23 protein-coding genes and 1 other annotated feature (1 of these 24 only partly in view) are annotated in these 23,075 nt (G+C 69.3%); of the genes, 5 read left to right on the forward strand and 18 right to left on the reverse strand.

The window, feature by feature from the left end; translation table 11 throughout:
* Positions 1-31: 31 nt before the first annotated feature.
* The 3 genes from BMW51_RS12195 to sucC form a co-directional block, all read right to left on the reverse strand.
* On the reverse strand, positions 32-961 hold the full coding sequence (locus BMW51_RS12195; RefSeq protein ID WP_093006726.1) for an electron transfer flavoprotein subunit alpha/FixB family protein: 930 nt from the start codon (positions 959-961) through the stop codon (positions 32-34).
* A 17-nt stretch (positions 962-978) separates the two neighbouring features.
* A complete protein-coding gene (locus tag BMW51_RS12200; protein ID WP_093006728.1) occupies positions 979-1,728 on the reverse strand; it encodes an electron transfer flavoprotein subunit beta/FixA family protein in 750 nt (249 codons plus the stop codon).
* Between the two features lie 197 nt (positions 1,729-1,925).
* Positions 1,926-3,125: an ADP-forming succinate--CoA ligase subunit beta gene (gene sucC / locus BMW51_RS12205; protein ID WP_093006730.1), complete on the reverse strand. Its 1,200-nt coding sequence runs from the start codon at positions 3,123-3,125 to the stop codon at positions 1,926-1,928.
* Between the two features lie 195 nt (positions 3,126-3,320).
* Between sucC and BMW51_RS12210 the strand changes: the two genes are divergently transcribed.
* Both BMW51_RS12210 and BMW51_RS12215 read left to right on the forward strand, forming a co-directional pair.
* Positions 3,321-6,026, forward strand: coding sequence for an ATP-dependent DNA helicase (locus BMW51_RS12210; RefSeq protein WP_093006732.1), 2,706 nt, complete (start codon positions 3,321-3,323; stop codon positions 6,024-6,026).
* 14 nt (positions 6,027-6,040) lie between these two features.
* Complete coding sequence (locus BMW51_RS12215; RefSeq protein ID WP_093006905.1) at positions 6,041-6,580, forward strand: SixA phosphatase family protein; 540 nt, start codon at positions 6,041-6,043, stop codon at positions 6,578-6,580.
* A 3-nt stretch (positions 6,581-6,583) separates the two neighbouring features.
* Here BMW51_RS12215 and BMW51_RS12220 read toward each other — a convergent pair whose 3' ends face one another.
* The 7 genes from BMW51_RS12220 to BMW51_RS12250 form a co-directional block, all read right to left on the reverse strand.
* On the reverse strand, positions 6,584-7,312 hold the full coding sequence (locus BMW51_RS12220) for a GIN domain-containing protein (protein WP_093006734.1): 729 nt from the start codon (positions 7,310-7,312) through the stop codon (positions 6,584-6,586).
* 67 nt (positions 7,313-7,379) lie between these two features.
* Complete coding sequence (locus BMW51_RS12225; RefSeq protein WP_093006736.1) at positions 7,380-8,102, reverse strand: head GIN domain-containing protein; 723 nt, start codon at positions 8,100-8,102, stop codon at positions 7,380-7,382.
* 49 nt (positions 8,103-8,151) lie between these two features.
* Entirely contained in the window at positions 8,152-8,871 is a 720-nt protein-coding gene (locus tag BMW51_RS12230) for a GIN domain-containing protein (RefSeq protein ID WP_093006738.1), read from the reverse strand.
* Between the two features lie 91 nt (positions 8,872-8,962).
* Positions 8,963-9,496: a CarD family transcriptional regulator gene (locus tag BMW51_RS12235; RefSeq protein ID WP_019515453.1), complete on the reverse strand. Its 534-nt coding sequence runs from the start codon at positions 9,494-9,496 to the stop codon at positions 8,963-8,965.
* 295 nt (positions 9,497-9,791) lie between these two features.
* The gene (gene fdxA / locus BMW51_RS12240) at positions 9,792-10,133 is read right to left on the reverse strand and encodes a ferredoxin FdxA (RefSeq protein ID WP_093006740.1); all 342 of its coding nucleotides are present in this window, start codon (positions 10,131-10,133) and stop codon (positions 9,792-9,794) included.
* A 76-nt stretch (positions 10,134-10,209) separates the two neighbouring features.
* Positions 10,210-10,557, reverse strand: coding sequence for an RNA-binding S4 domain-containing protein (locus tag BMW51_RS12245; protein WP_177171647.1), 348 nt, complete (start codon positions 10,555-10,557; stop codon positions 10,210-10,212).
* Positions 10,557-13,103, reverse strand: a complete 2,547-nt coding sequence (locus BMW51_RS12250; RefSeq protein WP_093006742.1) for a helicase-related protein — start codon at positions 13,101-13,103, stop codon at positions 10,557-10,559. Before BMW51_RS12250 ends, BMW51_RS12245 begins: the two co-directional genes overlap by 1 nt.
* 211 nt (positions 13,104-13,314) lie before the next feature.
* Here BMW51_RS12250 and BMW51_RS12255 point away from each other — a divergent pair, with 211 nt between their 5' ends.
* Positions 13,315-14,802, forward strand: coding sequence for a M23 family metallopeptidase (locus BMW51_RS12255; RefSeq protein ID WP_177171648.1), 1,488 nt, complete (start codon positions 13,315-13,317; stop codon positions 14,800-14,802).
* Between the two features lie 31 nt (positions 14,803-14,833).
* Here BMW51_RS12255 and BMW51_RS12260 read toward each other — a convergent pair whose 3' ends face one another.
* The 6 genes from BMW51_RS12260 to BMW51_RS12285 form a co-directional block, all read right to left on the reverse strand.
* The gene (locus BMW51_RS12260; RefSeq protein WP_425440992.1) at positions 14,834-15,379 is read right to left on the reverse strand and encodes an LptA/OstA family protein; all 546 of its coding nucleotides are present in this window, start codon (positions 15,377-15,379) and stop codon (positions 14,834-14,836) included.
* A complete protein-coding gene (gene lptC / locus BMW51_RS12265; protein ID WP_093006746.1) occupies positions 15,376-16,014 on the reverse strand; it encodes an LPS export ABC transporter periplasmic protein LptC in 639 nt (212 codons plus the stop codon). Before lptC ends, BMW51_RS12260 begins: the two co-directional genes overlap by 4 nt.
* 16 nt (positions 16,015-16,030) lie before the next feature.
* Positions 16,031-16,651 (reverse strand): ribonuclease D, encoded by a 621-nt coding sequence (locus BMW51_RS12270; RefSeq protein ID WP_093006748.1) that lies wholly within the window; start codon positions 16,649-16,651, stop codon positions 16,031-16,033.
* A gap of 63 nt (positions 16,652-16,714) precedes the next feature.
* The gene (locus BMW51_RS12275) at positions 16,715-17,638 is read right to left on the reverse strand and encodes an isoaspartyl peptidase/L-asparaginase family protein (RefSeq protein WP_093006750.1); all 924 of its coding nucleotides are present in this window, start codon (positions 17,636-17,638) and stop codon (positions 16,715-16,717) included.
* Positions 17,639-17,657: 19 nt separating this feature from the next.
* Complete coding sequence (locus tag BMW51_RS12280) at positions 17,658-18,827, reverse strand: acyltransferase family protein (protein ID WP_093006752.1); 1,170 nt, start codon at positions 18,825-18,827, stop codon at positions 17,658-17,660.
* A 59-nt stretch (positions 18,828-18,886) separates the two neighbouring features.
* Complete coding sequence (locus tag BMW51_RS12285) at positions 18,887-20,074, reverse strand: acyltransferase family protein (protein WP_093006754.1); 1,188 nt, start codon at positions 20,072-20,074, stop codon at positions 18,887-18,889.
* Between the two features lie 117 nt (positions 20,075-20,191).
* Between BMW51_RS12285 and ispG the strand changes: the two genes are divergently transcribed.
* Positions 20,192-21,316, forward strand: a complete 1,125-nt coding sequence (gene ispG, locus BMW51_RS12290) for a flavodoxin-dependent (E)-4-hydroxy-3-methylbut-2-enyl-diphosphate synthase (protein ID WP_093006756.1) — start codon at positions 20,192-20,194, stop codon at positions 21,314-21,316.
* Between the two features lie 66 nt (positions 21,317-21,382).
* Here the strand turns inward: ispG and BMW51_RS12295 are convergent, their stop codons facing one another.
* On the reverse strand, positions 21,383-21,718 hold the full coding sequence (locus BMW51_RS12295) for a VOC family protein (RefSeq protein WP_093006758.1): 336 nt from the start codon (positions 21,716-21,718) through the stop codon (positions 21,383-21,385).
* A gap of 63 nt (positions 21,719-21,781) precedes the next feature.
* Positions 21,782-22,174, reverse strand: coding sequence for a MerR family transcriptional regulator (locus tag BMW51_RS12300; protein WP_093006759.1), 393 nt, complete (start codon positions 22,172-22,174; stop codon positions 21,782-21,784).
* Between the two features lie 43 nt (positions 22,175-22,217).
* Here BMW51_RS12300 and BMW51_RS12305 point away from each other — a divergent pair, with 43 nt between their 5' ends.
* Positions 22,218-22,967 carry a MauE/DoxX family redox-associated membrane protein gene (locus BMW51_RS12305; protein WP_093006761.1) on the forward strand — a complete coding sequence of 250 codons (750 nt, stop codon included), beginning with the start codon at positions 22,218-22,220 and terminating at the stop codon, positions 22,965-22,967.
* An 89-nt stretch (positions 22,968-23,056) separates the two neighbouring features.
* Positions 23,057-23,075: a sequence feature (sul1 is cis-regulatory element that is thought to sense ions involved in sulfur or methionine metabolism; They are found in Alphaproteobacteria), on the forward strand (it continues 37 nt past the right edge of the window).

Below are 23,075 nucleotides of genomic sequence, written 5' to 3' on the forward strand. Positions count from 1 at the left end.
CCGGCGGGGGCGTGGCCCCGCCTTCCTTCCTTTACAGCTTTTCGGTCAATTCCGGCACGACCTTGAACAGGTCGCCGACCAGGCCGATGTCCGCGACCTGGAAAATCGGCGCGTCCTCGTCCTTGTTGATCGCGATGATCGTCTTGGAATCCTTCATGCCGGCGAGGTGCTGGATTGCGCCCGATATGCCGACCGCGACGTACACCTCCGGCGCGACGATCTTGCCCGTCTGCCCGACCTGATAGTCGTTGGGCACGTAGCCCGCATCGACCGCCGCGCGGCTCGCGCCGACGCCCGCGTGCAGCTTGTCGGCGAGCGGCTCGATCAGTTCTTGGAACTTCTCACCCGAGCCGAGCGCGCGTCCGCCCGAGACGATGATCTTCGCGCTGGTCAGCTCGGGCCGCTCCGACTTGGCGAGCTCCTGGCTGCCGAAGGTCGACAGCCCCTTGTCTCCCGTCGAGGCGACCGCCTCGATCGTGCCCGAACCACCTTCGGTCGCGGCCTTCTCGAACGCGGTGCCGCGCACGGTGATGACCTTCTTCGCGTCCTTGCTCTGCACGGTCGCGATCGCGTTGCCGGCATAGATCGGGCGCGTGAACGTGTCCTCGCCCTCGACCGACAGAATGTCGCTGATCTGCATCACGTCGAGCAGTGCGGCGACGCGCGGCGCGATCGCCTTGCCCGAGGACGTCGCCGGCACGACGAACGCGTCGTGGTGGCCCATCAGCTCGACGACCAGCGGCGCGACGTTCTCGGCGAGCGCGTGCGCGTAGGCGGTGTCATCGGCGACGTGGACCTTGCCGACGCCGGCAATCTTCGCTGCCGCCTGTGCGGCACCGTCAACGCCCTGTCCGGCGACGAGGAGGTGGACCTCGCCCAGCTTCGACGCCGCGGTCACCGCCGACAGCGTCGCATCCTTCACGGTCGAACCATCGTGTTCGACCCACACCAGAGTCTTCATGTTCGGGTCCTTTCGGATTAGTTCGCGATGCCCATCGACTTGAGCTTGCCGACCAGTTCGTCGACGTCGGCGACCTTGATGCCGGCCTGGCGCTTGGCGGGCTCGACCACCTTCAGCGTGGAAAGCCGCGGGGCGACATCGACGCCGTAATCGGCCGGCGTCTTCTGCGCCATCGGCTTCGATTTCGCCTTCATGATGTTGGGCAGCGACGCGTAGCGCGGCTCGTTCAACCGCAAGTCGGTGGTGACGATCGCGGGCAGTTTGTAGGTGTCGGTCTCGAGACCGCCGTCGACCTCGCGCGTGACGGTCGCGCTGTCGGCCGACAGCTCGACCTTCGACGCCGCGGTCGCCTGGCCCCAGCCGAGCAGGCCGGCGAGCATCTGGCCCGTCTGGTTGTTGTCGTCGTCGATCGCCTGCTTGCCCAGGATCACCAGACCCGGCTGCTCTTCCTCGACGATCTTGGCCAGCAGCTTGGCGACGCCCAGCGGCTCGACCTTGCCCTCGGCCACGACCAGCACCGCGCGGTCCGCTCCCATCGCGAGCGCGGTCCGCAGCGTTTCCTGCGCCTTCTGCTCGCCGATCGACACCGCGACGATCTCGGTAACGACACCCTTTTCCTTCAGGCGGATCGCTTCCTCGACCGCGATCTCGTCGAAGGGGTTCATGCTCATCTTGACGTTGGCGAGGTCGACCCCCGACCCGTCCGCCTTCACGCGGGGCTTCACGTTATAGTCAAGCACGCGCTTGACCGGGACGATTACCTTCATCGACGGATCCTCTTTCTATCCTTTGCGCGCCTTCATCGGTGCGACAATTGGCGGTTTGCGGTCGTTTTCGCAAGTGCGGTATGGTTGCTGTGCTGCGATCCGGCTGTGCCGTAGCGGCATCTCGTAATCACCAACGAAGAAGGGGCCGGACGTTTCCGCCCGACCCCTCGTTCGATCGCATCAAAGGCGTGAGATGGTCACGCCGCCTTCTGCACCTCGGCAACGATCTTCTTCGCGGCGTCGCCCAGGTCGTTCGCGGGCACGATCGCCAGACCCGACTGGCTGAGGATTTCCTTGCCCTTGTCGACGTTGGTGCCCTCCAGCCGGACGACCAGCGGCACCGACAGGTTCACTTCCTTTGCCGCGGCGACGATGCCCTCGGCGATGATGTCGCACTTCATGATGCCGCCGAAGATGTTGACGAGAATGCCCTTCACCGCCGGATCGGCGAGGATGATCTTGAACGCCGCGGTCACCTTCTCCTTCGATGCGCCGCCGCCGACGTCGAGGAAGTTGGCCGGGAACATGCCGTTCAGCTTGATGATGTCCATCGTCGCCATCGCGAGGCCCGCGCCGTTGACCATGCAGCCGATGTCGCCGTCGAGCTTGATGTAGGCGAGGTCGTACTTCGACGCCTCGAGTTCGGCCGGGTCCTCCTCGGTCTCGTCGCGCAGTTCCATCAGGTCCTTGTGACGGAACATCGCATTGCCGTCGAAGCCGACCTTGGCGTCGAGCACCATCAGCTTGTTGTCTTCGGTGACCGCGAGCGGGTTGATCTCGATTTGCTCGGCGTCGGTGCCGAGGAACGCGTCGTACAGCTTCGCGGCGACGGTCTGCGCCTGCTTGGCGAGATCACCGGTCAGGCCCAGCGCATTGGCGACTGCGCGGCCGTGGTGCGGCTGGAACCCCGACGCCGGATCGACCGAGAAGCTGTGGATCTTCTCGGGCGTGTCGTGCGCAACCGTCTCAATGTCCATGCCGCCTTCGGTCGACACGACGTAGCCGACGCGGCCCGAGGCGCGGTCGACGACCAGCGCCAGGTAGAACTCCTTGGCGATGTCGACGCCGTCGGTCACGTACAGGCGGTTGACCTGCTTGCCCGCGTCGCCCGTCTGGATCGTCACCAGCGTGTTGCCCAGCATCTCGGTCGCGGCGTGGCGCACCTCGTCCTCGGTCTTGGCGAGGCGGACGCCGCCCTTCGCGTCAGGGCCGAGCTCCTTGAACTTTCCCTTGCCGCGCCCGCCGGCGTGAATCTGCGCCTTCACGACGTAGAGCGGCCCGGGCAGCTTCTTCGACACCTCGACGGCTTCCTCCACGCTCATCGCGGCGAAGCCCTGCGGCACGGCGACGCCGTATTTCGCGAGCAATTCCTTGGCTTGATATTCGTGGATGTTCATGGGGACGCCTCTCCGGATGGTGGCGGGTTGGAACGCTTTACGATGCTCCTAAGCACAGCGGGCGCGCAGAATCCACCCCGCAGCCGCGTTTACTGTCCCCTGATGCAATTGCGAACCAGTCGCATATGGGAGATTGTTCGCCTTCCACGCTGAACCGGGTTGCCAATCTGTTCGCCGATGCGCACGTGACCGGGTGTGAGCGCGCTGCACTATCCCGCCCTGCACGCCAGCCACTCGGGTATCTGGGTGGCGCAAGACGGCGTCACGCGCGAGGTGTCGCGCGGTGAGGCGATCCGGCTCGCCGCCGATACGCCCGTGATCCTGCTGAACGCCCCGCTCGTCGGGCAGCGGCTCGGTTATCCCGACTTGTCGGGACTCGACCTGCTCGAACTGTTCGCCTTTCTGCGCCCCGCGCACTTCATGGTGCCGACGCCGAAAGGCCTCGCTGCCGCGACCGGGCTCGACGTGCCCGCCGACGACGCGCAGGTCGCATCCTTCCTGCTCGCTGCGGCCGAGCGTCTGCTCAGCGTTCCAGCGGGCGACTGGCCCGAGCGCGAGGGCGCGTGGACCGCGCTCCAGTCGCTCACCCGGTTGCGCTGGGCCTGGGCGCCGCCGCTCGCGACCCGTATCGCCAAGCCGTCATCGCAGGAGCGCTGGCTGTTCACCCGCCTGCCCGAGTGGAGCGAGGCACCGCCCAGGCCCGCGCCGCGCACGGTGACGATGCCCGAGGGCGCGGTCCTCGATCGGCTGGACGAGCTGACCGGCGATGGCGCCGAGCCGCGCGCCGGCCAGCAACGCTTCGCCGCCGCCGCCAACGCCGCCTTCATGCCGCGCAGCATCCGTGACGCGCCCAATCTGATGCTGGCGGAGGCCGGCACCGGGATCGGCAAGACGCTCGGCTATCTCGCGCCCGCGAGCCTATGGGCCGAGGCAGCGGGCGGCGCGGTGTGGATTTCCACCTATACCAAGGCATTGCAGCGTCAGCTGAGCGCGGAGACCCGCCGCGTCTATCCCGACGAGGCAATTCGGCGCGAGCGTGTAGTAACGCGCAAGGGGCGCGAGAATTACCTCTGCCTGCTCAACCTGGAGGATGCGCTGCAGGGCGGGTTCGCGGGGCGTGCCGCGGTGCTGGCGCAACTGGTCGCGCGCTGGGCGGCCTACAGCGCCGACGGCGACATGGTCGGCGGCGACCTGCCCGGCTGGTTGCCGACCTTGTTCCGGCGCAACGGCTCGACCGCGCTGACCGACCGGCGCGGCGAGTGCGTCTACGCGGGCTGTCCGCACTATCGCAAATGCTTCATCGAGCGCGCCGCACGCGCCTCCGCCGAGGCCGATCTGGTGATCGCCAACCACGCGCTCGTGATGGTCAACGCGGCGCGCGGCCGCGAGGCGACGACGCGCCCGACCCGCTACGTCTTCGACGAGGGGCATCACCTGTTCGACGCCGCCGACATGATGTTCTCCACCGCGCTGACGGGGCAGGAAGCGATCGAGCTGCGCCGCTGGATCGTCGGACCCGAGGGCGCCAGCCGCGGACGGCGCCGTGGGTTGGCCGCGCGCCTGTCCGACGTGGCGAGCTACGACGAGGCGGGCGGCACGGCGATTGCGGATGCGGTGCGCGCGGCCGGTGCGCTCGCCGCCGACGGGTGGCTGCAGCGGCTGGCCGACAACCAGCCGTTCGGCGCGCTGGAGGCGCTGTTCGCGGCGGTGCGCGGCATGACCTTCGCGCGCGCGAGCGGTGCGGGCGACGCGGGCTACGGCCTGGAGACCGAGCTTGCCGAACCGACGCCCGAGCTAGTCGAGGTGGCGGCGAGCGCGGCCGAGGCACTGGAAGCGCTCCACCGACCGCTGGTGGTGCTCGGCCGCCGGTTGGAGGCGGTGCTGACCGACGCGCCCGACTGGCTCGATGCGCCGGCACGCGCACGCGTCGAAGGTGCGATCGCCTCGCTCGCCTGGCGGGTGGAGACGGTATCGGCGTGGCTCGCGCTGCTGGCGCGCGTCGGTGGTCCTGCAGTGCCGCAATTCGTCGACTGGCTGATCGTCAATCGAATCGAGGGGCGCGAGACCGACATCGGCCTGCTGCGCCACTGGCTCGACCCAACCAAGCCGTTCGCGGAGATCGTACTGCGGCCCGCGCACGGCGCGCTCGTCACTTCCGCGACGCTGACCGCGGGCGGCGACTGGTCGACCGCGGAGGCGCGCGTCGGCGCGACGCACCTCCAGCGCCCCGCCGACCGGTTCGAGGTCGCGAGCCCGTTCGACTACGCGTCCCATGCCGAGGTGCTGATCGTCACCGACGTGAAGCGCGGCGACCTGCCCGCGCTCGCCAACGCGTACGCGCGGCTGATCGAGGCGGCGGGCGGCGGCACGCTGGGGCTGTTCACCGCGATCCGCCGGCTTCGCGCGGTTCACGCGCGCGTCGCCGACCGGCTCGCGCGCGAGGGGCTGCCGCTCCACGCGCAGCACGTCGACCCGATCGACACCGGCACATTGGTCGACATCTTTCGCGACGATCCGCACGCGAGCTTGCTCGGCACCGATGCGCTGCGCGACGGCGTCGACGTGCCGGGCGACTCGCTTCGGCTGGTGGTGATGGAGGGCGTGCCCTGGCCCAAGCCGACCGTGCTCCATGCCGCCAGGCGTCTCGAGGGGGGCGGCAGCGCCTATGACGACCGCATCGTGCGCGCGCGGCTGGCGCAGGCGTTCGGGCGGCTGATCCGGCGGCAGGACGACGCCGGCGCGTTCGTGCTGCTCTCCGCCGCGATGCCGTCGCGGCTGCTCGACGCCTTTCCACCCGGCGTGCCGATCCGCCGCCTGACGCTCGACGAGGCCGCGCAGCGCGTCGCCGAGCGGCTATCCACGCGTGGCCAAATCGGGCAAGGAGCGCACCTGCCCGCTTGATGGAGGTTGGTCTGGTGAAGACGCTGACGCTGCTGCGCCATGCCAAGTCGGGCTGGGACGACGCGGTCGCGCGCGATTTCGACCGGCCGCTCAATCCCAAGGGGCGCCGCGCGGCGCAGACGATGGGGCGCGAACTGCGCCGGCTGGGGCTCAGCTTCGATCACGTCGTCGCCTCGCCCGCGGTGCGCGTCGAGCAGACGATCGACGGCGTCGAGTCGGGTTACGCGCGTGCGCTGTCGCCGGCCTACGACCGCCGCATCTATCTCGCCTCCGCCGGCTCGCTGCTCGACGTGGTGCGAGAGACAGACGATGAGTACGCGCACCTGCTGCTGATCGGGCATAATCCGGGGCTGGAGGACCTCGTCCTGCTGCTCGCGCCCGACGAACCCGGTACGCTCCGTGACGATGTGGAGGAAAAGTATCCGACCGCGACGCTCGCCGAGCTGACCTTCGCGGTCGACTGCTGGGCCGAGGTCAGGGAGCGTGGCGGCACGCTGACCCGCTTCATCCGCCCGCGCGACCTCGATCCCGACCTAGGGCCGTCCGACGATTGAGCGTCAGCGCGGTGCGCTCGTCCCGCACGTCACCGGACCACCGGCGGCTGCGCGCACCACGCACTTGGGATTGCCGCTGACGTCGATCCGACCCATCCCGCTGGAGGTGATCTCGGCCGAGTAGCGCGCCGCCGCGCGCGTCTCGCCCGCGCCGTCCATCGACACGAACAGGTCACCCGCGGACAGGTCGGCGGCGTCGATCGATCCGGGGCCATTGGTCAGCAGCCGCGCCTTGCCCGCACGTCCGGCGAGGCGGATCGCGCCGCTGCCGATCACGGTCGCGTTGACCTGCTGCGCCGCGACCTCGTCGACCGACAGCGATCCCGTGCCCGTTACACCCAGGTCGACGCGCTCGGCCGCCATTCGCGTCACCGCCACCTTCGCGCCCGACAGCATCGTCACGCCGCGCAAGGACACGGTCGAGAGCGTAAACACCGGCGCCGCGTCGCTGCCACGCGCGGCACGGTCGCCGGTCTCGCGATCGAGCCTGAGCGACAGCGTGCCGCCCTCGTTGCTCAACCGCAATCGCTCGAGCAGGGCGGGATCGGACGCGCTCGCCCTGGCGCGCGGACTGCCGCCGGTCGCGACGCGCACCTCGAACGGTCCGTCGACGCGCACGCGGTCGAAGCTGCCGATGTTCCACACCCGTTCGGCCGCGAGCGCAGGCGTCGCGGACAGCAGCAGTAGTGGGGCGAGCAGCAGCAACGGGGCGAGCAGGCGGGGCAGGGTCATGCCGACCAAAGTCGCACTCCACCGCCTCGCCGGCAAGCCGCCCACTCGCTCGCTTGCTCTCGAAGCGTCAGCCCCCGCAGCGCACCGTACCCGATCCGCTCTTGCGCGTGGTGCAGCGTGCCGAGGACCCCAAGTCGATGTCGCCCGACCCGGCCAGCCGCACGTCGGCGGGGCCGCGGACGGTCGCGTTCACGTCACCCGACCCCGACACCGACACGGTTGCACGCGCCGCGGTCAGCCCGCGTGCCTGTACGTTGCCCGAACCGGCGATACGGATCGTCAGCGCCTGCGCCTGCCCCGCCGCGGTCACGTCGCCCGAGCCTGAGATGCCGAACGCGGCCTCGCCCGCGCGCATGTCGGCGACCCCGAGATTGCCCGACCCGCTGATCGCGCCGCGGAACCGTGGCCCTTCGGCACGCGCGACGCGGAGATTGCCCGAGCCCGCGATCGCCGCTTCCTCGATCCGTGGCATCGAAACGATCACGCGCACGCTGCCCCGCGTCCAGCTGATCCCGTTGCGGCGTCCGATGCGCAGGCTGTCGCCGTCGCGCTGGATCACCAGCCGGTCGAGCAGCGCCGGATCGCCCTCTGCGCGGACCGAGAACGGACCGACCCGCACGTCGACATCGTCGGGCCCGGCAAGCGACACGCGCGTGAAATCGCGCGCGGCGTAGCTGCGGCTCGCACCATTGCCGTCGGGTGCGATACCGTCCTGGTTTCCGGAAGCGTAGGTGGCCGTCATGCCGCACGCGGCGACCGGGATCAGCAAGGCGAGAGCGAGATAGCGCATAACTTATCCTCCAACTGTGTTGCCACGATAATACACGTTGGAGGCGCGATCAAGCGCCGCAGCGCACCCGCGCGCCGCCCATCTTCGTCACCTTGCAGCGCGCGCGCGGCCCCAGGTCGACCGCGCCGCTGCCGACGCTCGACACGCGTGCCTCGCCGTCGACGATCGTCACGACATTGCCCGAACCGGCGACCGACACATCGGCCTGACGCGCGTGAAGGGCGGGCGCATCGAGCGAACCGGAGCCGCCGATCGCCACCTTGAGCATGCGGACGTGCCCACCCGCCGCGACGTTGCCCGCGCCGCCGATCGAGACCTCGGCCTCGTCGGTGTCGAGTGCGCCGACGCGCAACGTGCCGCGCCCGCCGACCGCCGCGTTGAAGCGCGGGCCCGCCACGCGGTCGATGTCGATCGTGCCGGTACCGCCCAGCGCCGCGGAGGAAAGGCTCGGGAGGGTGACGGTGAAGTGCATCTGCCGCTCGAGCGCCGCGTCGCCCTTCGCGAGGGGATCGCGCCGCGTGATCTTGAGCGCATTGCCCTCGCGCTCGACGCGCATCGTCGCCAGCACGGCGGCGGGACCGTCGGCGTGAACCGACCAGGTCGGGCCGACGCGCACCTGCATCCGCGCACCGGTGCCGAGCGCGATCGTGGTGAAATCGCGCAGCGCGTAATCGACCGAGAAGCCGCTCGCCGCGGCACCGGCACGTGTCGTAGGCAGTGCGATCATGCACGCGAGCACGGGCAGGGCGAAAAACGGGAAAGAGCGCATCGCTTGAACCTCCAGCAGAACCTAGAGACAGCGATACGCTCTTTCGATTACATATGTAAACAGCTATTGTTTACAACCGTAGTTGTTCAGCTCAGGCGGGCTGCTTGTCCTTGTTGTAGATCGCCGCAGCCTTGCGCAGGATGTCGAGGATCTTCTCCTGCGCCGCCGGCTCATCGATCTGCTCCATTGCGGCGAGCTCGCGCGCCAGGCGGCTGCACGCGCCTTCGAAGATCTGCCGCTCGGAATAGCTCTGCTCGGGCTGGTCGTCGGCGCGGAACAGGTCGCGCACCACTTCGGCGATCGAGGCGAGGTCGCCCGAGTTGATCTTCGCCTCATATTCCTGCGCACGGCGCGACCACATCGTGCGCTTGACCTTGGGCTTGCCCTTCAGCGTTTCCATCGCCTCGCGCATCGTCTTGTCCGACGACAGCTTGCGCATGCCGACGCTCTCGGCCTTGTTGGTGGGCACGCGCAGCGTCATGCGCTCCTTCTCGAAGCGCAGCACGTAGAGCTCGAGCGCGATGCCCGCGATCTCCGATTTCTGCAGCTCGATCACGCGACCCACGCCGTGCTTTGGGTAAACGACGTAATCGCCGACATCGAAGTGCAGAGCCTTGGCAGCCATCGCGGATCTTTCCAATTCTATGCCCGCTTATCTGGTCATCACGCCTCGATCCATCGGTGCCGGGGCACCCAGATCGACGAGGCGGACTGCGGGGTAGGTTGATCGTTTCGGCGGACGCGACAGGATTGCGCCCGACCCGGCAGTATATAGCACGATTATTTGTTTGTTTCCAGCCTGCTTACGTCAGCGCTGCTGACGTGCGTCGACGACCGCCAACGCTGCGGTCGCGGGTGCAGTCAGGAGATCGGATGCGGCGTGCTTACGCGTCCGCCACTGCCCGGCCGGCAGGCCGGGATCAGTCGCCCTTCCCCGGCTCGGCCGAGAAATATTTGTCGTACTTGCCGTCCTCGCCCTTGTGCTCGTCGGCGTCGGGCGGGGTCTGGTCGAGCTTGCGCGTGACGTTGGGCCACTGCGCGGAGAAGGTGGTGTTGAGCTCCAGCCACTGCTCCAGTCCGTTCTCGGTATCGGGCAGGATCGCCTCTGCCGGACACTCGGGCTCGCACACGCCACAGTCGATGCACTCGCTGGGGTTGATGACGAGCATGTTCTCGCCCTCGTAGAAACAGTCAACCGGGCAGACCTCGACGCAGTCCATGTACTTGCAGCGGATGCAGGCGTCGGTGACGACGTAGGTCATGTGAACGTTCCTCGGTAACTCGGTCGTGTGCGTGGTCGCAATTTTGCGCCGCTGCTATGCGCGACGCGGGGAAGCGTCAATCTTCCAGCCATTGCTGCGAGTTGTTCGCATGCGGGGCAGGTGCGCCATCAACCGACGTGCCCGTGGTCAGTTCCTGATAGCAGCCGCGCGCCTCGGGTGCCGGCCCGCGGCGATGCGGCAGCGCCTCGATCCGCACCACCAGCACGCGGTCGTGATGCGCGAAGGTCAGGATGTTGCCGACGCGGACGCTCGCGTGCGCGCGGTCGATCACCCGCCCGTCGATCCGCAGCCGCCCCGCCGCCGCCAGCGCCTGCGCGACGCTGCGCGTCTTGGTCAGCCGCGTGAACCACAGGAAGCGGTCAAGCCGCATCGTCGTCGTGCCGCTCGGGACCACGCCCGGCATCAATGCGCCCGCATCAGGTCGCCGAGCGCCGCGAAGGCATTGCCCGGCCGCGCCGCTGCCGCGGCCGGCGGCGCCTTGGGTCTGGGCCGTCCGCGCCAGACGTAGCGGTTGCTGCCGTCCGCCGTCTCGCCGCCGCGCCTGTCCGCGGCACGGAAACCCAATTCCGCCATCAACCGCGCCAGCGTTTCGGGCTCGAGCCCGATCGAGGTCGCGAGCGCGGGGTCGGCGGCGAACGGCGCGCGCGCGCCTTCCTTGCTCGCCGCGCGCGCCTCGTGCGCAGCACGCGCGATCCGCTCGACCAGGTCGATCCGAACCGCCTGTGCGCCGAGCGGACGATAGCCCATCCCCACCATCGCGCCCGGCGTCGCGCGCGGCAGCACGGTGGCGCCCGCCGGCGGGACAGGCGGCGCCGCACCGTGCATCGCCGCGATCAGCGCCTGCCGCCACGCGCGCGCACCGGGCTTGAGCAGCCGTGGGTCGAACAGGTCGAGCGCGCCGATCGTGACGCCGGCGCGCCTGAGCCAGTGCCGCGCGCCACCATCCAGCGCGTCGAGCGACGCGGTCAGCGGTGCGCGCGCGGCAATCCCCGCGCCCGTCTCCAGCGCGCCCGCGATGCTGCGGAGCGCCGGCCCGGCTTCCGCCGCGCGCGTCGCCTCGGCCAATTTGGCGAGCGCGGGCAGGCGCTTGGCGATACTCGCCGTCACCCAGTCGCGTACGCGCGTCGCGACGCGCTCGCGCAACTGCGGATCGAGGCAGGCGAGCGCGGGGTCGAGCACCACCGCCGGGCGCGCCAGCGAGCTTCCCCGCGCCAGCCGCGCGAGTTCGCTGCCGTGCGCGACGATGCCGCCGTCCTCCGCCAGCGCGAACGCCTCGTCGTCGGCCGCGATCACCGCCTCTGCGCGCCGGCGCCGCTCAGTACCCAGCCGTTTCTCCGCGGTGGCGAGCAGCAGCCGCTTGTCGGCGGCACGCGCCTCGGGCGCGACGGTGAAGCGGAACCCGTCGAGCCGCCCGATCGCGTGCGCGTCGATCGTCACCTCGCCCTCCGCACCGATCTCGACCGGCAGCTCACCCGCTCCTGCGCCGATCTTGCGCATCAGCGCGGTGGTGCGCTTGTCGACGAAGCGCTGCGTCAGACTGGCGTGGAGCGCGTCGGACAGCCGCTCCTCCACCTCCAGCGCGCGCGCCGCCCAGGTCTCGGGCTCCGCCAGCCAGTCAGGCCGCTGCGCGATATACGTCCAGCTGCGGATGCTGGCGATCCGCCCCGCGATCGTCTCGACATCGCCGTCGGTGCGGTCAAGCCGCGCGACCTCGTCGGCGAACCATTGGTGCGGAATGAACCCTTGCGCCAGGTAAGCGAACACCCGCCCGACGAAGCGCGCGTGCGGGTCGAGGCCGAGCTTGGCGAAATCGGGGATGCCGCACGCCGCCCACAGTCGCGCGACATTGCCGCGCCCGCCTGCGCGCACCGCGTCGCGCACCTGCGGCTCGTCGGCCAACCGTTTCAGCACCTTCAGATCGAGCGCCTCGGGCGCGGGGCGCAGCATGGTGACGGTTCCGCCGGGCATCTCGGGCTTTCTCGACAGGCTGGCGATCAGCGCGTCGATGCTCGACAGGTCGGGCTCGCCCTCGCGCCAGTAGAGCCAGTCGAGTTTGGGAAAGCGATGCCCCTCGATCGCCTGTATTTCTTCGGGCAGGAACGCCTCATCGCCTTCCTCGGTCAGCGCGCCGAACGTCCCGTCGCGCTGGTGCCGCCCCGCGCGTCCCGCGATCTGTGCCATCTCCGCCACCGTCAGCCGACGACGCCGCCGCCCGTCGAACTTGTGCAGGCCCGCGAAGGCGACGTGCCCGACATCCAGGTTCAGCCCCATGCCGATTGCGTCGGTCGCGACGAGATAGTCGACCTCGCCCGCCTGGAACATCTGCACCTGCGCATTGCGCGTGCGCGGCGACAATGCGCCCATCACCACCGCCGCCCCGCCGCGCAGTCGCCGGAGCATCTCGGCGGTGGCGTAGACTTCCTCGGCGGAGAAGGCGACCACGGCGGAGCGACGGGGCAGGCGCGACAGCTTCTTCGCCGCGCCGTAGCTGAGCGTCGAGAAGCGCGGCCGCTCGACGATCTCGATGCCGGGGATCAGGTTGCGCAGCACCGGACGCAGCGCTTCCGAGCCGAGGATCATCGTCTCCTCGCGCCCGCGCGCGCGCAGCAGCCGGTCGGTGAAGACGTGTCCGCGCTCCTGGTCGGCGCCCAGTTGCGCCTCGTCGATCCCAACGAACGCGAAGTCGCGCTGCATCGGCATTGATTCGACCGTGCACAGGAACCAGCGCGCGTCCTTCGGAACGATGCGCTCCTCGCCCGTCACCAGCGCGACGCGCTCGCGGCCCTTCAAAGCAACAACCCGGTCATAGACCTCGCGGGCCAGCAGGCGCAGCGGAAAGCCGATGCATCCGCTCGAATGCGCGCACATCCGCTCGATCGCGAGATGGGTCTTGCCGGTGTTGGTCGGGCCCAACACTGCCGTCACTCGGGCGTCGTCACGCGCACTCATTGCCCGACCTACATCGGGTCGAAGGCGAGGCGATGCAATCACTTCCTTTGAGCCGGGCGGGTTCGTCGCGCGTGTCGGGCGTTCGGCCGCGAAGCACGCCATTCGTCACCCCGGTTAATTTGACTTTAGCACCTCGCGTCCACAACGCGGCGACCCAGGTGCCGGGGGAACACGGCGCACATTTTGTCACACCGGGGCGGGGACGCCGTTTTTGTTTCTGCGTGAACAGCAAGGGCTGGAGCTGGCAGGTGCCGCGGGATCGGCGCGGATGCGCGCGCTCGTCCCGGCCGCGGCGCCGCTCGTGCCGTCGTCGATCGCCGATCGGCTCCGCGACGCGGCGGTCCACACCGACTGGGTACCCGATCTCGGCCAGAACATCGGCAGCCGGACGTGGTGGCGCGGGGCGGCGACCTGTGTTGCGCTGATCGGGGCGGCATGGATGACGCGCCCGGGCATGCCGCCCGTGCTCGGCTACGCTCCCCCGGCGGTGACCGGCGTGGCGCTGGAGGAAACCCGCACGCAGGGGATCGCGCCGCTCGGGCTCGGCGCCACCACCGGCCGCCGCATGGCTGCCTCCGGCCTCGTCCGTCACCTGACCGAGACGCCCGAGCGTCCGCAGATCGACCTGACGGTGACGCTGGGCGGCGGCGATACGCTGTCCAACGCGCTCGGCCGCGCGGGCGTCGGCATGAACGAGGCCGCGCGCGTCGCCACGCTCGTCTCGGGCGCGGTCGCGCTCGACCAGCTCAAGCCCGGCACGATCCTGTCGCTGACGATGGGGCGTCGCCCGTCGCGGCTGCAACCGCGCCCGATCGAGAAGCTCACGTTTCGCGCCGGATTCGATCTCAACCTCGCGGTCAACCGCGCCGGTGACGCGCTGCTGCTCGATCGCCAGCCAATCAGCATCGACCGCGCGCCTCTGCACGTCCGCGGGCTGGTGGGCGACGGCCTGTACCGCTCGATGCGCGCCGCCGGCGTGCCCGCGCGCGTGGTGGAATCGTACATCAAGGCGGTCGCCGCGCGCATGCCGATCGGCGAGGTCGGTGCCGCCGACACGTTCGACCTCGTCGCCGATCAGGCGCGCGCGGCCACCGGCGAGGTCGAGGTCGGGCAGCTCCAGTACGCCGGGCTCGTCGATGCCGCGGGCAAGCGCCGGCTCCAGCTCGTCCGCTGGGGCGACAAGGACGGTGAGGGCGGCAGCTTCATGGACCCGGCGGGTCAGGTCGAGCGGCGCGGCTTCATGGGCATGCCGGTTGCCGGGCGCGTCACCTCGACCTTCGGTTATCGCATGCACCCGCTGCTCGGCTTCATGCGGATGCACAAGGGGATCGACATCGGTGCGCCCTACGGCAGCCCGATCTACGCCGCGATCGACGGTGTCGTGCAGTTCGCGGGACGCAGCGGCGGCTACGGCAATTTCGTCAAGCTGGCGCACGCGGGCGGCTACGCCTCGGGCTACGGCCACATGAGCCGGATCGCGGTGTCGTCCGGCACCCGTGTCCAGCGCGGGCAGGTGATCGGCTATGTCGGCTCGACCGGCATGTCGACGGGGCCGCACCTGCACTGGGAAGTGTGGAAGAACGGCGTGCCGGTCAATCCGCGCGCGATCTCGCTGTCGAGCGTCCAGACCGTGTCGGGCAACACGCTGCGCGGGTTGAAGGCCAAGCTGGCACGGTTGCTCTCCGCGCCCGCGCGCTGATTGCGCGCGGTTCGGCCAGTCGGGCCGGACCTCAGCTCCGCTTGGGAACCGAGAAGGTGCCCGTCACGCGCCCGGTCGGTGCGCGCTGGACGTTGCCACCGGTCCCGCTGCCACTACCGCCCGCGACCGCCGACCCGTCGATCACCGCACGCCCGGTATCGAGGTTGATCGTCAGCCGCGCGCCGTTGACGGTATTCGGCCCCTGCGTCAGCCGTACATTGCCCAGCATGGTGATGACCCGGCGGTTGAGGTCGTACACGGCGTACTGCCCGCGCGCAGTCTGGTCGGGACGGCGCACCGTCACCCCGCCCGACGCGTCCAGCCTCGACACCTGCGGGTTACCGTCGACGACCTCGCCGGTGTAAGCGACGTTCAGCCGCTGCGCGTTGAGCGTCATCTCCGCTTGGCGGACCGCGACATTGCCGGTCAGCACCGCGCGGTTCGCCTTGTCCTGCAGCTCGATCTGGTCCGCACCGAAATCGATTGGCGCGTTGGTGTTGTGCTTGCTCTGCGCCGCCGCGGGGGCAGCGACGACGAGCAGCGTCAGGGTCAAAAGCGAGCGGCGCATGGCGCTCATTTCGTTTGTCTCGGCACAATGCGCAAGCGCGCGTTGCCGTTCAGCCTGACCGTGCGCGATTCCAGATCGGCGGACATGCTGTTCGCGCTGAAATTGCCCTGCCTGACCGTGCCCGTGACCGGTGCGGTGGAGGTCAGCTGCCGCGTTTTCAGATCAACGTCGGCGTTCGAGGTATCGAGCGTGTAATTGTTGGGCGCGCGTACCGCGATGCCGCCATCGACGCGCACCTTCTCGGTATCCATGTCGTAGCGCGCGCGCGGCGCCGTCAGACGCGCGGGACCGTCCTGCAGCTGGATCGCCGCCGCCATCTGCTGGATCCGCACCACCGCCTCGGCCGAGCTCTTCTGCACCGCCGAACCCGCCTGGAGCTCGAACGGCTGCCCCTTGGTGTCGGTGCCGCGATAGGTCGCCGATTGCAGCTTCAAGCGCTCCTTGGCGACGTCGACCTTGTTCTTGTCGAGCACGAACGACACGTCGCCCGCCATCGTCAGCGGCGCCATGACCAGAAACGCGGTCAGCACGCCGATCGAGGCGGGGATCAGCCAGTTCGACGTGCGGATCAGCCGATCGTGGCGACCGCCCGGGCGCGCCCATTGCTGGCGCTCCGACAAGGTACGGCGGGCAAGCTCGCTCATGCGCTACTCCGACTGGTCAGGCGTGCGCGAAAATGTCGACCTCGGGCCAGCCCGCGATGTCGAGTTCGGCGCGTGCCGGCAGGAAATCGAAGCACGCCTGCGCCAGTTCCATCCGCCCCTCGCGGATCAGGCGCTTGTCCAGCTCTTCCTTCATGCGGTGCAGGTAGCGCACGTCGGACGCGGCGTAATCGCGCTGCGCCTCGGATAGCTCGGGCCCTCCCCAGTCGGACGATTGCTGCTGCTTGGAAATATCCTGCCCGAGCAGTTCCTTCGCCAGTTCCTTCAAGCCGTGGCGATCGGTGTAGGTACGCACCAGCCGCGACGCGATCTTGGTGCAGTACACCGGTGCGGCGACCACGCCGAGGTAGAAGCGAAGCGCCGCGATATCGAAGCGGCCGAAATGGTAGAGCTTCAGCCGCGACGGATCGGCCAGCACGCGCTTCAGATTGGGCGCGGCGTAATCGCTGCCGGGGTTGAAGCGGACCAGATGCTCGTCGCCCAGCCCATCGGACAATTGCACCACGCACAGCCGGTCGCGCGGCGTGATCAGCCCCATCGTCTCGGTGTCGACCGCGATCGCGGCGCCGGGTGCGAACACGTCGCCCGGCAGGTCTTCCTCGTAGAAATATACAGCCATGTGCTCGCCGTAGCTTGCGGCGCGCCTGCGCTCAATGGGCGCGGGGTCTGAGTCCTAAGTCGCTCACCCCTCGTCGGCGTAGATCGCGACTCGTGCTTCGCTGCCCGCCGACACCTGCCCGCGGTACATGCCCTCAGTCGTGAAGCTCCAAACCGCCGCTCCATGCGGGCCGGTCACGATCACCCCGCCGCTGCCGCCAAGCGCCTTGACGCCGGTCATCACCGCGTCGGCTGCCGTCTGCAACGGCTCGCCCAGCATCCGCACGCGCGCGCCGATCTCGTGCCCGACGCTCTCGCGGATGAAATACTCGCCAGAGCCCGTCGCCGACACCGCGCAGGCGCGATCGTCTGCCCAGGTGCCCGCGCCGATCAGCGGCGAGTCGCCGACCCGGCCCCAGCGCTTGCCGGTCACCCCGCCGGTCGAGGTCGCGGCGGCGACGTGCCCGTGCGCGTCGCACGCCACCGCGCCGACGGTGCCGTACTTCATGTCGACGTCGAACCAGTCCTCGCTCGCCTTCATCGCCGCCAGCTGCGCGCGGCGTTCGGGCACCACGAACCAGTCCTCGCCCGCCTGCTCGACGCATTGCTCGCGCGCGAACGTGTCCGCGCCCGCGCCGGTCAGCAGCACGTGCGGGCTGTGATCCTTGACCGCGCGCGCCAGCGTGACGGGGTTGCGCGCCGCGCTCACCCCCGCGACCGCGCCCGCCGATCGGTCACGCCCGTCCATGATCGCGGCATCGAGCTCTACCTTGCCGTCGAAGGTCAGCACCGCGCCGCGCGCGGAATTGAAGTGCGGATCGTCCTCCAGCACGCGCACCGCCGCCTCGACCGCGTCGATCGCCGCGCCATCGCTCGCCAGCACCGCCGAGCCCGCCTCCAGCGCGCGGGTCAGCGCGGCACGTGCGCCCGCATCCTGCTCGGGCGTGAGGACCCCGCGGTTGATGATCCCGGCGCCGCCGTGGATCACCAGCGTCCAGTTGGTAGGCATGGCGTAAGCTCCTTGAGGCTCAGGCGATCGCGGGGCGCGGATCGACGTGGGTGCGGCGCGACGCGTGCCGCCTGAGCCCGATCAACGGCCGGACCAGCGGTATCCGCCGCCCGACCAGGTAGAACGCCCAGCATCCTGCCACGGTCGCCGCCACCAGAATCAGGAAGTCCGTCAGCATCGGCAGCCCTGCGTCGCGCAGCCACCAGCCGATCACGACGATCAGCGTCTGGTGGATGATGTAGAACGGGAACACCGCCTCGGTCAGCATCGGGCGCCAGCGATGGTCGCGGTTCCAGTGGCTGTCGGCGAACCCGATCAGCGCCGCGATCGCGAACCACCCCTCGACCGCGCGTGCGACCGAGAACAGCTCGCCGACGCCGTCGGGCGCGCGCGCGACGCCGGGCCAGGTCAGCTCGATCCCCGCGACCAGCGCGAACGACGCGACTGCGATCGTGGCCGACAGCTTCCACCAGCGCACGAGGCTCGCCAGCACCGTGTCGGCGCGCGCCAGCGCGAAGCCGAACAGGAACGCGGGGAAATAGGTCGCGTGCGCCACCCAGTCGCCCAGCACCGCGTGCGTCTCGCGCCCGCCCGGGAACAGCACCAGATTGACCAGCACCATCCAGACGAGCGGGGCGAGCAGCAGCACGGGGCCGCGGAACAGCGCCTCGAACCCGCGCTGCGCCGCCTCGCGTGCAGCCTTCGGCGTCACTGCGACCGCGAGCGTGATCGCCAGCGTGTAGATCCACAGATAGGCGACGAACCACAGGTGGTTCCACGTCGGCAGCGGCATGCCGAGGCGAGCATCGAAGCGGAAATAATCGTGCAGCCAGAACCACGCGAAGCCGTGCGGGTAGCCGCGCTTGGTCACCAACTCGACCCACGCCTGCGGCGGCACGATCACCGCCATTCCGAAGATCAGCGGCACCAGCAACCGCGCGGTACGGTTGCGCGCGAACTTGAGGCGGCTCGACTGCCGCTTGAGCAGCACCCGGCTGGCGTAGCCCGAGACGATGAACAGCAGCGACAGTCGCCACGGGTTGCTCGCCATCATCGGCACGGTCGCCCACACCGGCCCGTCGAGCTTCACGTGATAGTCCCACGGCACGAACACCATGCCGACGTGATAGAGGATCAGGAGCGCGAAGGCGCCGATGCGGAGCCAGTCGAGCCCGTAGTGGCGTTGCATGGCGGCGCGCCTAGCAGCTTCGCCGCGCGCACGCCAACTCACCCAACTATTCGGGCCGGCTACTCGGCCGGAACGATCCGGTGTCGCGGCGGCGTCGGCGGCAGCACGCCCAGCCCCGCAACCGGTCTCAGCAGCGGTATCGCGCGCGCCAGCAGGTAGAAGCCCGTGCACGCCGCGATCGTCGTGGCGACCACGACCGCGAACCCCGCCTCCGCCGACAGGCCGAGCGGCAGGATGGTCCACGCCGTCACTACGATCACGGGATGGTGGATCAGATAGGCGGGGAACACCGCCTCCGCGAGCGTCGCACGCCAGCGCGCGTCGCGGTCGAACCAGCGATCGGCGACATGCAGCAGGATCAGCAGCATCGACCAGGCCATCGCCACCTGAGCCGCGCGCTCGGCGGCGGCGACCGCGTGCGGCGGCACGTTGCTGCCCGGATAGGCGTGCTCGACCCACGCGACCACGCACCCGCACAGCAGTGCCACCGGCGCGCCCACGCGCCAGTGCGCCGCGATCCGCTGCCACAGCAGCGGCGATCCGCCCAGCGCGAAGCCGAACAGCAGGAACGACGCATATTGCACATGCCCGCTCCAGTCGGTGAACAGCCCGTGCTGCTCGGGCACGACGAACATCAGCGACAGTCGCGCGGCGGCGAGCAGCGCGATCGGCAACCACAGGATACGCCGCTCGGCAGTCAGCGCCTCGACCCGCGCCTGCACCCACGCCGACCCGCGCGCGGCGATCAGCAGCGCGAGCAGCATCGTGTACACCCACAGGTAGAGCACGAACCACAGATGCTCCCACGCCGGGAAGCCGAGGCCGTAGCGCGGATCGGGCAGCCAATATTCGTGCAGCCAATATTGCGGCAGCGACAGTGGATCGCCCGCCAGCTTCGCACGCACCCACAATTCAGGGACCAGCAGCACCAGCAACCCAAAGCCGAGCGGTACCAGCAACCGCTTGCTGCGCCCGCGCACGAAATCGTGAAGCGACGGCGAGCGCATCAGCAGCCGCCGGGTCGCGAACCCCGAAACCGCGAATAGCAGCGGCAGCCGCCACGGCGTCAGGAACGCGAGCGGCACCAGCAGCGCCGGGTTCGTCTCGGGCCACTTGATCACCCAGTGTCCCGGCACGAACACCAATGTCGCGTGGTACAGGATCAGCAGCGCGAACGCGCCGATCCGCAGCCAGTCGAGGCCGTAATGCCGACCGGACAAATGCCGGGCAGGGGGAGTGGGGGGCATGATGCCGCCATAGCTTGCGCTTCCTCAACGAAACATTGCCGATCGCGCCGGAACGGCTCCACCTGGCGCGTTCGGCCGGGCTTTCGGCAGCGCGCCTCGACGCGTATATGGAGGCGCATGTCCATTCGTCCGTGGCGCGACATCGTCCGCCGAGAGAGCCGCCAGATCATGGTCGGCAACGTCCCTGTCGGCGGCGGCGCACCCGTCACCGTGCAGACGATGACCAACACCCCGACCAGCGACGCTGCTGCCACCATCGACCAGATCCGCCGCTGCGAGGATGTCGGCGTCGACCTGATCCGCGTGTCGTGCCCCGACACCGATTCGACCGCCGCGCTGCCCGAGATCGTGCGCGCCGCGAACGTGCCGATCATCGCCGACATCCACTTCCACTACAAACGCGCGCTGGAGGCGGCGGACGCGGGTGCGGCCTGCCTGCGCATCAACCCCGGCAACATCGGCTCGCCCGACCGCGTCGCCGAGGTCGTGCGCGCGGCCAAGGCGAACGGCTGCGCGATCCGCATCGGCGTCAACGGCGGCAGTCTCGAGAAGCACCTGCTCGAGAAATACGGCGAGCCGTGCCCCGATGCCTTGGTCGAATCGGCGATGGACCATATCAAGCTGCTGCAGGACCACGACTTCCACGAGTACAAGGTCGCGGTAAAGGCGTCGGACTTCTTCCTCGCGGTCGCCGCTTATCAGCAGCTCGCCAGCGTGGTCGACTGCCCGCTGCACCTCGGCATCACCGAGGCGGGCGGCTTCGTCGGCGGCACCGTCAAATCCTCGATCGGCATCGGCTCGCTGCTCTGGTTCGGCATCGGCGACACGATCCGCGTGTCTTTGTCGGCGGAGCCCGAGGACGAGGTCCGCGTCGGGTTCGAGATTCTGAAGGCACTCGGCATCCGCAACCGCGGCGTCCGCGTCGTCTCGTGCCCGTCGTGCGCGCGGCAGGGCTTCGACGTGATCCGCACGGTGCAGGCGCTGGAGGAGCGGCTCCAGCACATCCGCACGCCGATGTCGCTGTCGGTGCTCGGCTGCGTCGTCAACGGCCCCGGCGAGGCGCGCGAGACCGATGTCGGCATCACCGGCGGCGGCAACGGCAAGCACATGGTCTATCTGTCGGGCGTCACCGACCACCACGTCCAAGACGCCGACATGATCGACCACATCGTCCGCCTGGTCGAAGCCAAAGCCGCCGAGATCGAGTCGCACGCGGCCGCGGCGAAGCTGGCGGCGGAATAGTTCGGGCAGAGGCCGTCAGCGCGCGCCCATCGTCCTTCGCTTAGCCGGCACGCTCGATCAGTCTGGTCAGTCGGCCTGCATGACCGCCAACTCGTGCCCGTTCGGGTCGAGGAAGTGAAAGCGTCGCCCGCCGGGAAAGGCAAAGATCGCCTTGCTGATCCGTCCCCCGGCCTCGGTCACCGCGCGCTGCGTCGCCTCGATGTCCTCGACCTGCATTACCGGCAGCGGCATTGCGGTGGCTTCGCTCAAGTCGCCTTGTAGCCTCAGGTCGACCGTGCCGGTGGTGGTCGCCGCGTAGCTCGGGCCGTAGTCGGTCAGCTGCCACCCGAACGCGGACGCGTAGAAGCTACGCACTGCCGCCAGATCGCTGGCGGGAAGCTCGATATAGTTGATCCTCGCCACTCGCACCCTCCTGCAGCGTTCGCGCGACAAGGGTAGACAAGAGATCGGGCGGCGTCACGCACCTCACCCTTCATCGAACGCCGCCAGGATCGGGCACGGTCCTTCGCCACCCCCAGCACACTCGCTCGCGAGCCGCGACAGCGCGTCGCGCGCCTGCGTCAGCGAGGCGATCTGCGCGTCGATGGCGGCGACCCGGCTGCGCGCCAGTTCGCGTGCTCGCGCGCGGTCGTGGCCTGCGTCGAGCGCGAGCAGTTCGGCGATCTCCGCCAGCGTGAACCCCGCTCCTTGCGCGTGCCGGATGAAGCGCAGCCGCCGCACGTCGTCGGCGCCGTAGCGGCGGATCGCGCCTGCTGATCCTCGCGCAGGTTCGGCGAGGAGGCCGCGGCGCTGGTAATAGCGGACCGTTTCGACCCCCACGCCGCCTGCCTGTGCCAGTTGCGCGATTTTCAGCGTCACTCGTCTTGACTCCGGACTGTGGTACGGAACCCATATAGGTGCGATGTCGACGACCCGCACCGAACAGCAGCGCGCCGTGCTTTATCGCATGGTCATGCCCGACCACGTCTGCCCCTACGGCCTGAAGGCGCGCGACCTGCTGCGGCGGCGCGGCTTCGCGGTCGACGATCGCTGGCTGACGACGCGCGCACAGACCGACGCGTTCAAGGCCGAGCACGACGTGAAGACTACGCCGCAGGTGTTCATCGAGGGCGCGCGGATCGGTGGCTACGACGACCTGCGCCGCCATTTCGGGCAGCACGTGCCGGCCGCGGGCGAGACGAGCTACCGTCCCATCATCGCCGTGTTCGCGATCACCGCCCTGCTCAGCCTCGCTGCCAGCCTGGCCGCGTTCGGCACGCCGTTCACGCGAACGGCGCTGATGTGGTTCGGCGGGTTCAGCATGAGCGTGCTCGCGCTGTTGAAGCTGCAGGACGTGGAGAAATTCTCCACCATGTTCCTGAACTACGACCTGCTCGCCAGGCGGTGGGTGCGCTACGGCTACATCTATCCTTTCGCGGAAGGCGCGACGGGCGTGCTGATGGCGGCAGGCGTGCTCACCTGGCTGTCGGCGCCGATCGCGCTTGTCATCGGCGGAATCGGCGCGGTGTCGGTGTTCAAGGCGGTGTACGTCGACCGCCGCGAGCTGAAATGCGCCTGCGTTGGCGGCAGCACCAACGTGCCGCTCGGTTTCGTTTCGCTGACCGAGAACCTGGGCATGATCGCGATGGCGGTGTGGATGATCGCGATGTGATCTGCGGGCGGCGGGTGGTGGCCGTACGCGAGCCCGCCGGTCGCCCGCTTGCCTTCGCGCGCACGCCGTGGCTATAGGCGCGCCATTCGCATGGACCCGGTGAAATTC

The sequence above is a fragment of the Sphingomonas palmae genome (assembly GCF_900109565.1).
Taxonomy (GTDB): domain Bacteria; phylum Pseudomonadota; class Alphaproteobacteria; order Sphingomonadales; family Sphingomonadaceae; genus Sphingomonas; species Sphingomonas palmae.

What these genes read in the sequence shown, in the direction of transcription:
- BMW51_RS12195 (WP_093006726.1), bottom strand. Translation starts at nt 961, where the DNA reads ATGAAGACTCTGGTGTGGGTCGAACACGATGGTTCGACCGTGAAGGAT.
- BMW51_RS12200 (WP_093006728.1), bottom strand. Translation starts at nt 1,728, where the DNA reads ATGAAGGTAATCGTCCCGGTCAAGCGCGTGCTTGACTATAACGTGAAG.
- sucC (WP_093006730.1), bottom strand. Translation starts at nt 3,125, where the DNA reads ATGAACATCCACGAATATCAAGCCAAGGAATTGCTCGCGAAATACGGC.
- BMW51_RS12220 (WP_093006734.1), bottom strand. Translation starts at nt 7,312, where the DNA reads ATGACCCTGCCCCGCCTGCTCGCCCCGTTGCTGCTGCTCGCCCCACTA.
- BMW51_RS12225 (WP_093006736.1), bottom strand. Translation starts at nt 8,102, where the DNA reads ATGCGCTATCTCGCTCTCGCCTTGCTGATCCCGGTCGCCGCGTGCGGC.
- BMW51_RS12230 (WP_093006738.1), bottom strand. Translation starts at nt 8,871, where the DNA reads ATGCGCTCTTTCCCGTTTTTCGCCCTGCCCGTGCTCGCGTGCATGATC.
- BMW51_RS12235 (WP_019515453.1), bottom strand. Translation starts at nt 9,496, where the DNA reads ATGGCTGCCAAGGCTCTGCACTTCGATGTCGGCGATTACGTCGTTTAC.
- fdxA (WP_093006740.1), bottom strand. Translation starts at nt 10,133, where the DNA reads ATGACCTACGTCGTCACCGACGCCTGCATCCGCTGCAAGTACATGGAC.
- BMW51_RS12245 (WP_177171647.1), bottom strand. Translation starts at nt 10,557, where the DNA reads ATGCCGGGCGTGGTCCCGAGCGGCACGACGACGATGCGGCTTGACCGC.
- BMW51_RS12250 (WP_093006742.1), bottom strand. Translation starts at nt 13,103, where the DNA reads ATGAGTGCGCGTGACGACGCCCGAGTGACGGCAGTGTTGGGCCCGACC.
- BMW51_RS12260 (WP_425440992.1), bottom strand. Translation starts at nt 15,379, where the DNA reads ATGAGCGCCATGCGCCGCTCGCTTTTGACCCTGACGCTGCTCGTCGTC.
- lptC (WP_093006746.1), bottom strand. Translation starts at nt 16,014, where the DNA reads ATGAGCGAGCTTGCCCGCCGTACCTTGTCGGAGCGCCAGCAATGGGCG.
- BMW51_RS12270 (WP_093006748.1), bottom strand. Translation starts at nt 16,651, where the DNA reads ATGGCTGTATATTTCTACGAGGAAGACCTGCCGGGCGACGTGTTCGCA.
- BMW51_RS12275 (WP_093006750.1), bottom strand. Translation starts at nt 17,638, where the DNA reads ATGCCTACCAACTGGACGCTGGTGATCCACGGCGGCGCCGGGATCATC.
- BMW51_RS12280 (WP_093006752.1), bottom strand. Translation starts at nt 18,827, where the DNA reads ATGCAACGCCACTACGGGCTCGACTGGCTCCGCATCGGCGCCTTCGCG.
- BMW51_RS12285 (WP_093006754.1), bottom strand. Translation starts at nt 20,074, where the DNA reads ATGCCCCCCACTCCCCCTGCCCGGCATTTGTCCGGTCGGCATTACGGC.
- ispG (WP_093006756.1), top strand. Translation starts at nt 20,192, where the DNA reads ATGTCCATTCGTCCGTGGCGCGACATCGTCCGCCGAGAGAGCCGCCAG.
- BMW51_RS12305 (WP_093006761.1), top strand. Translation starts at nt 22,218, where the DNA reads ATGTCGACGACCCGCACCGAACAGCAGCGCGCCGTGCTTTATCGCATG.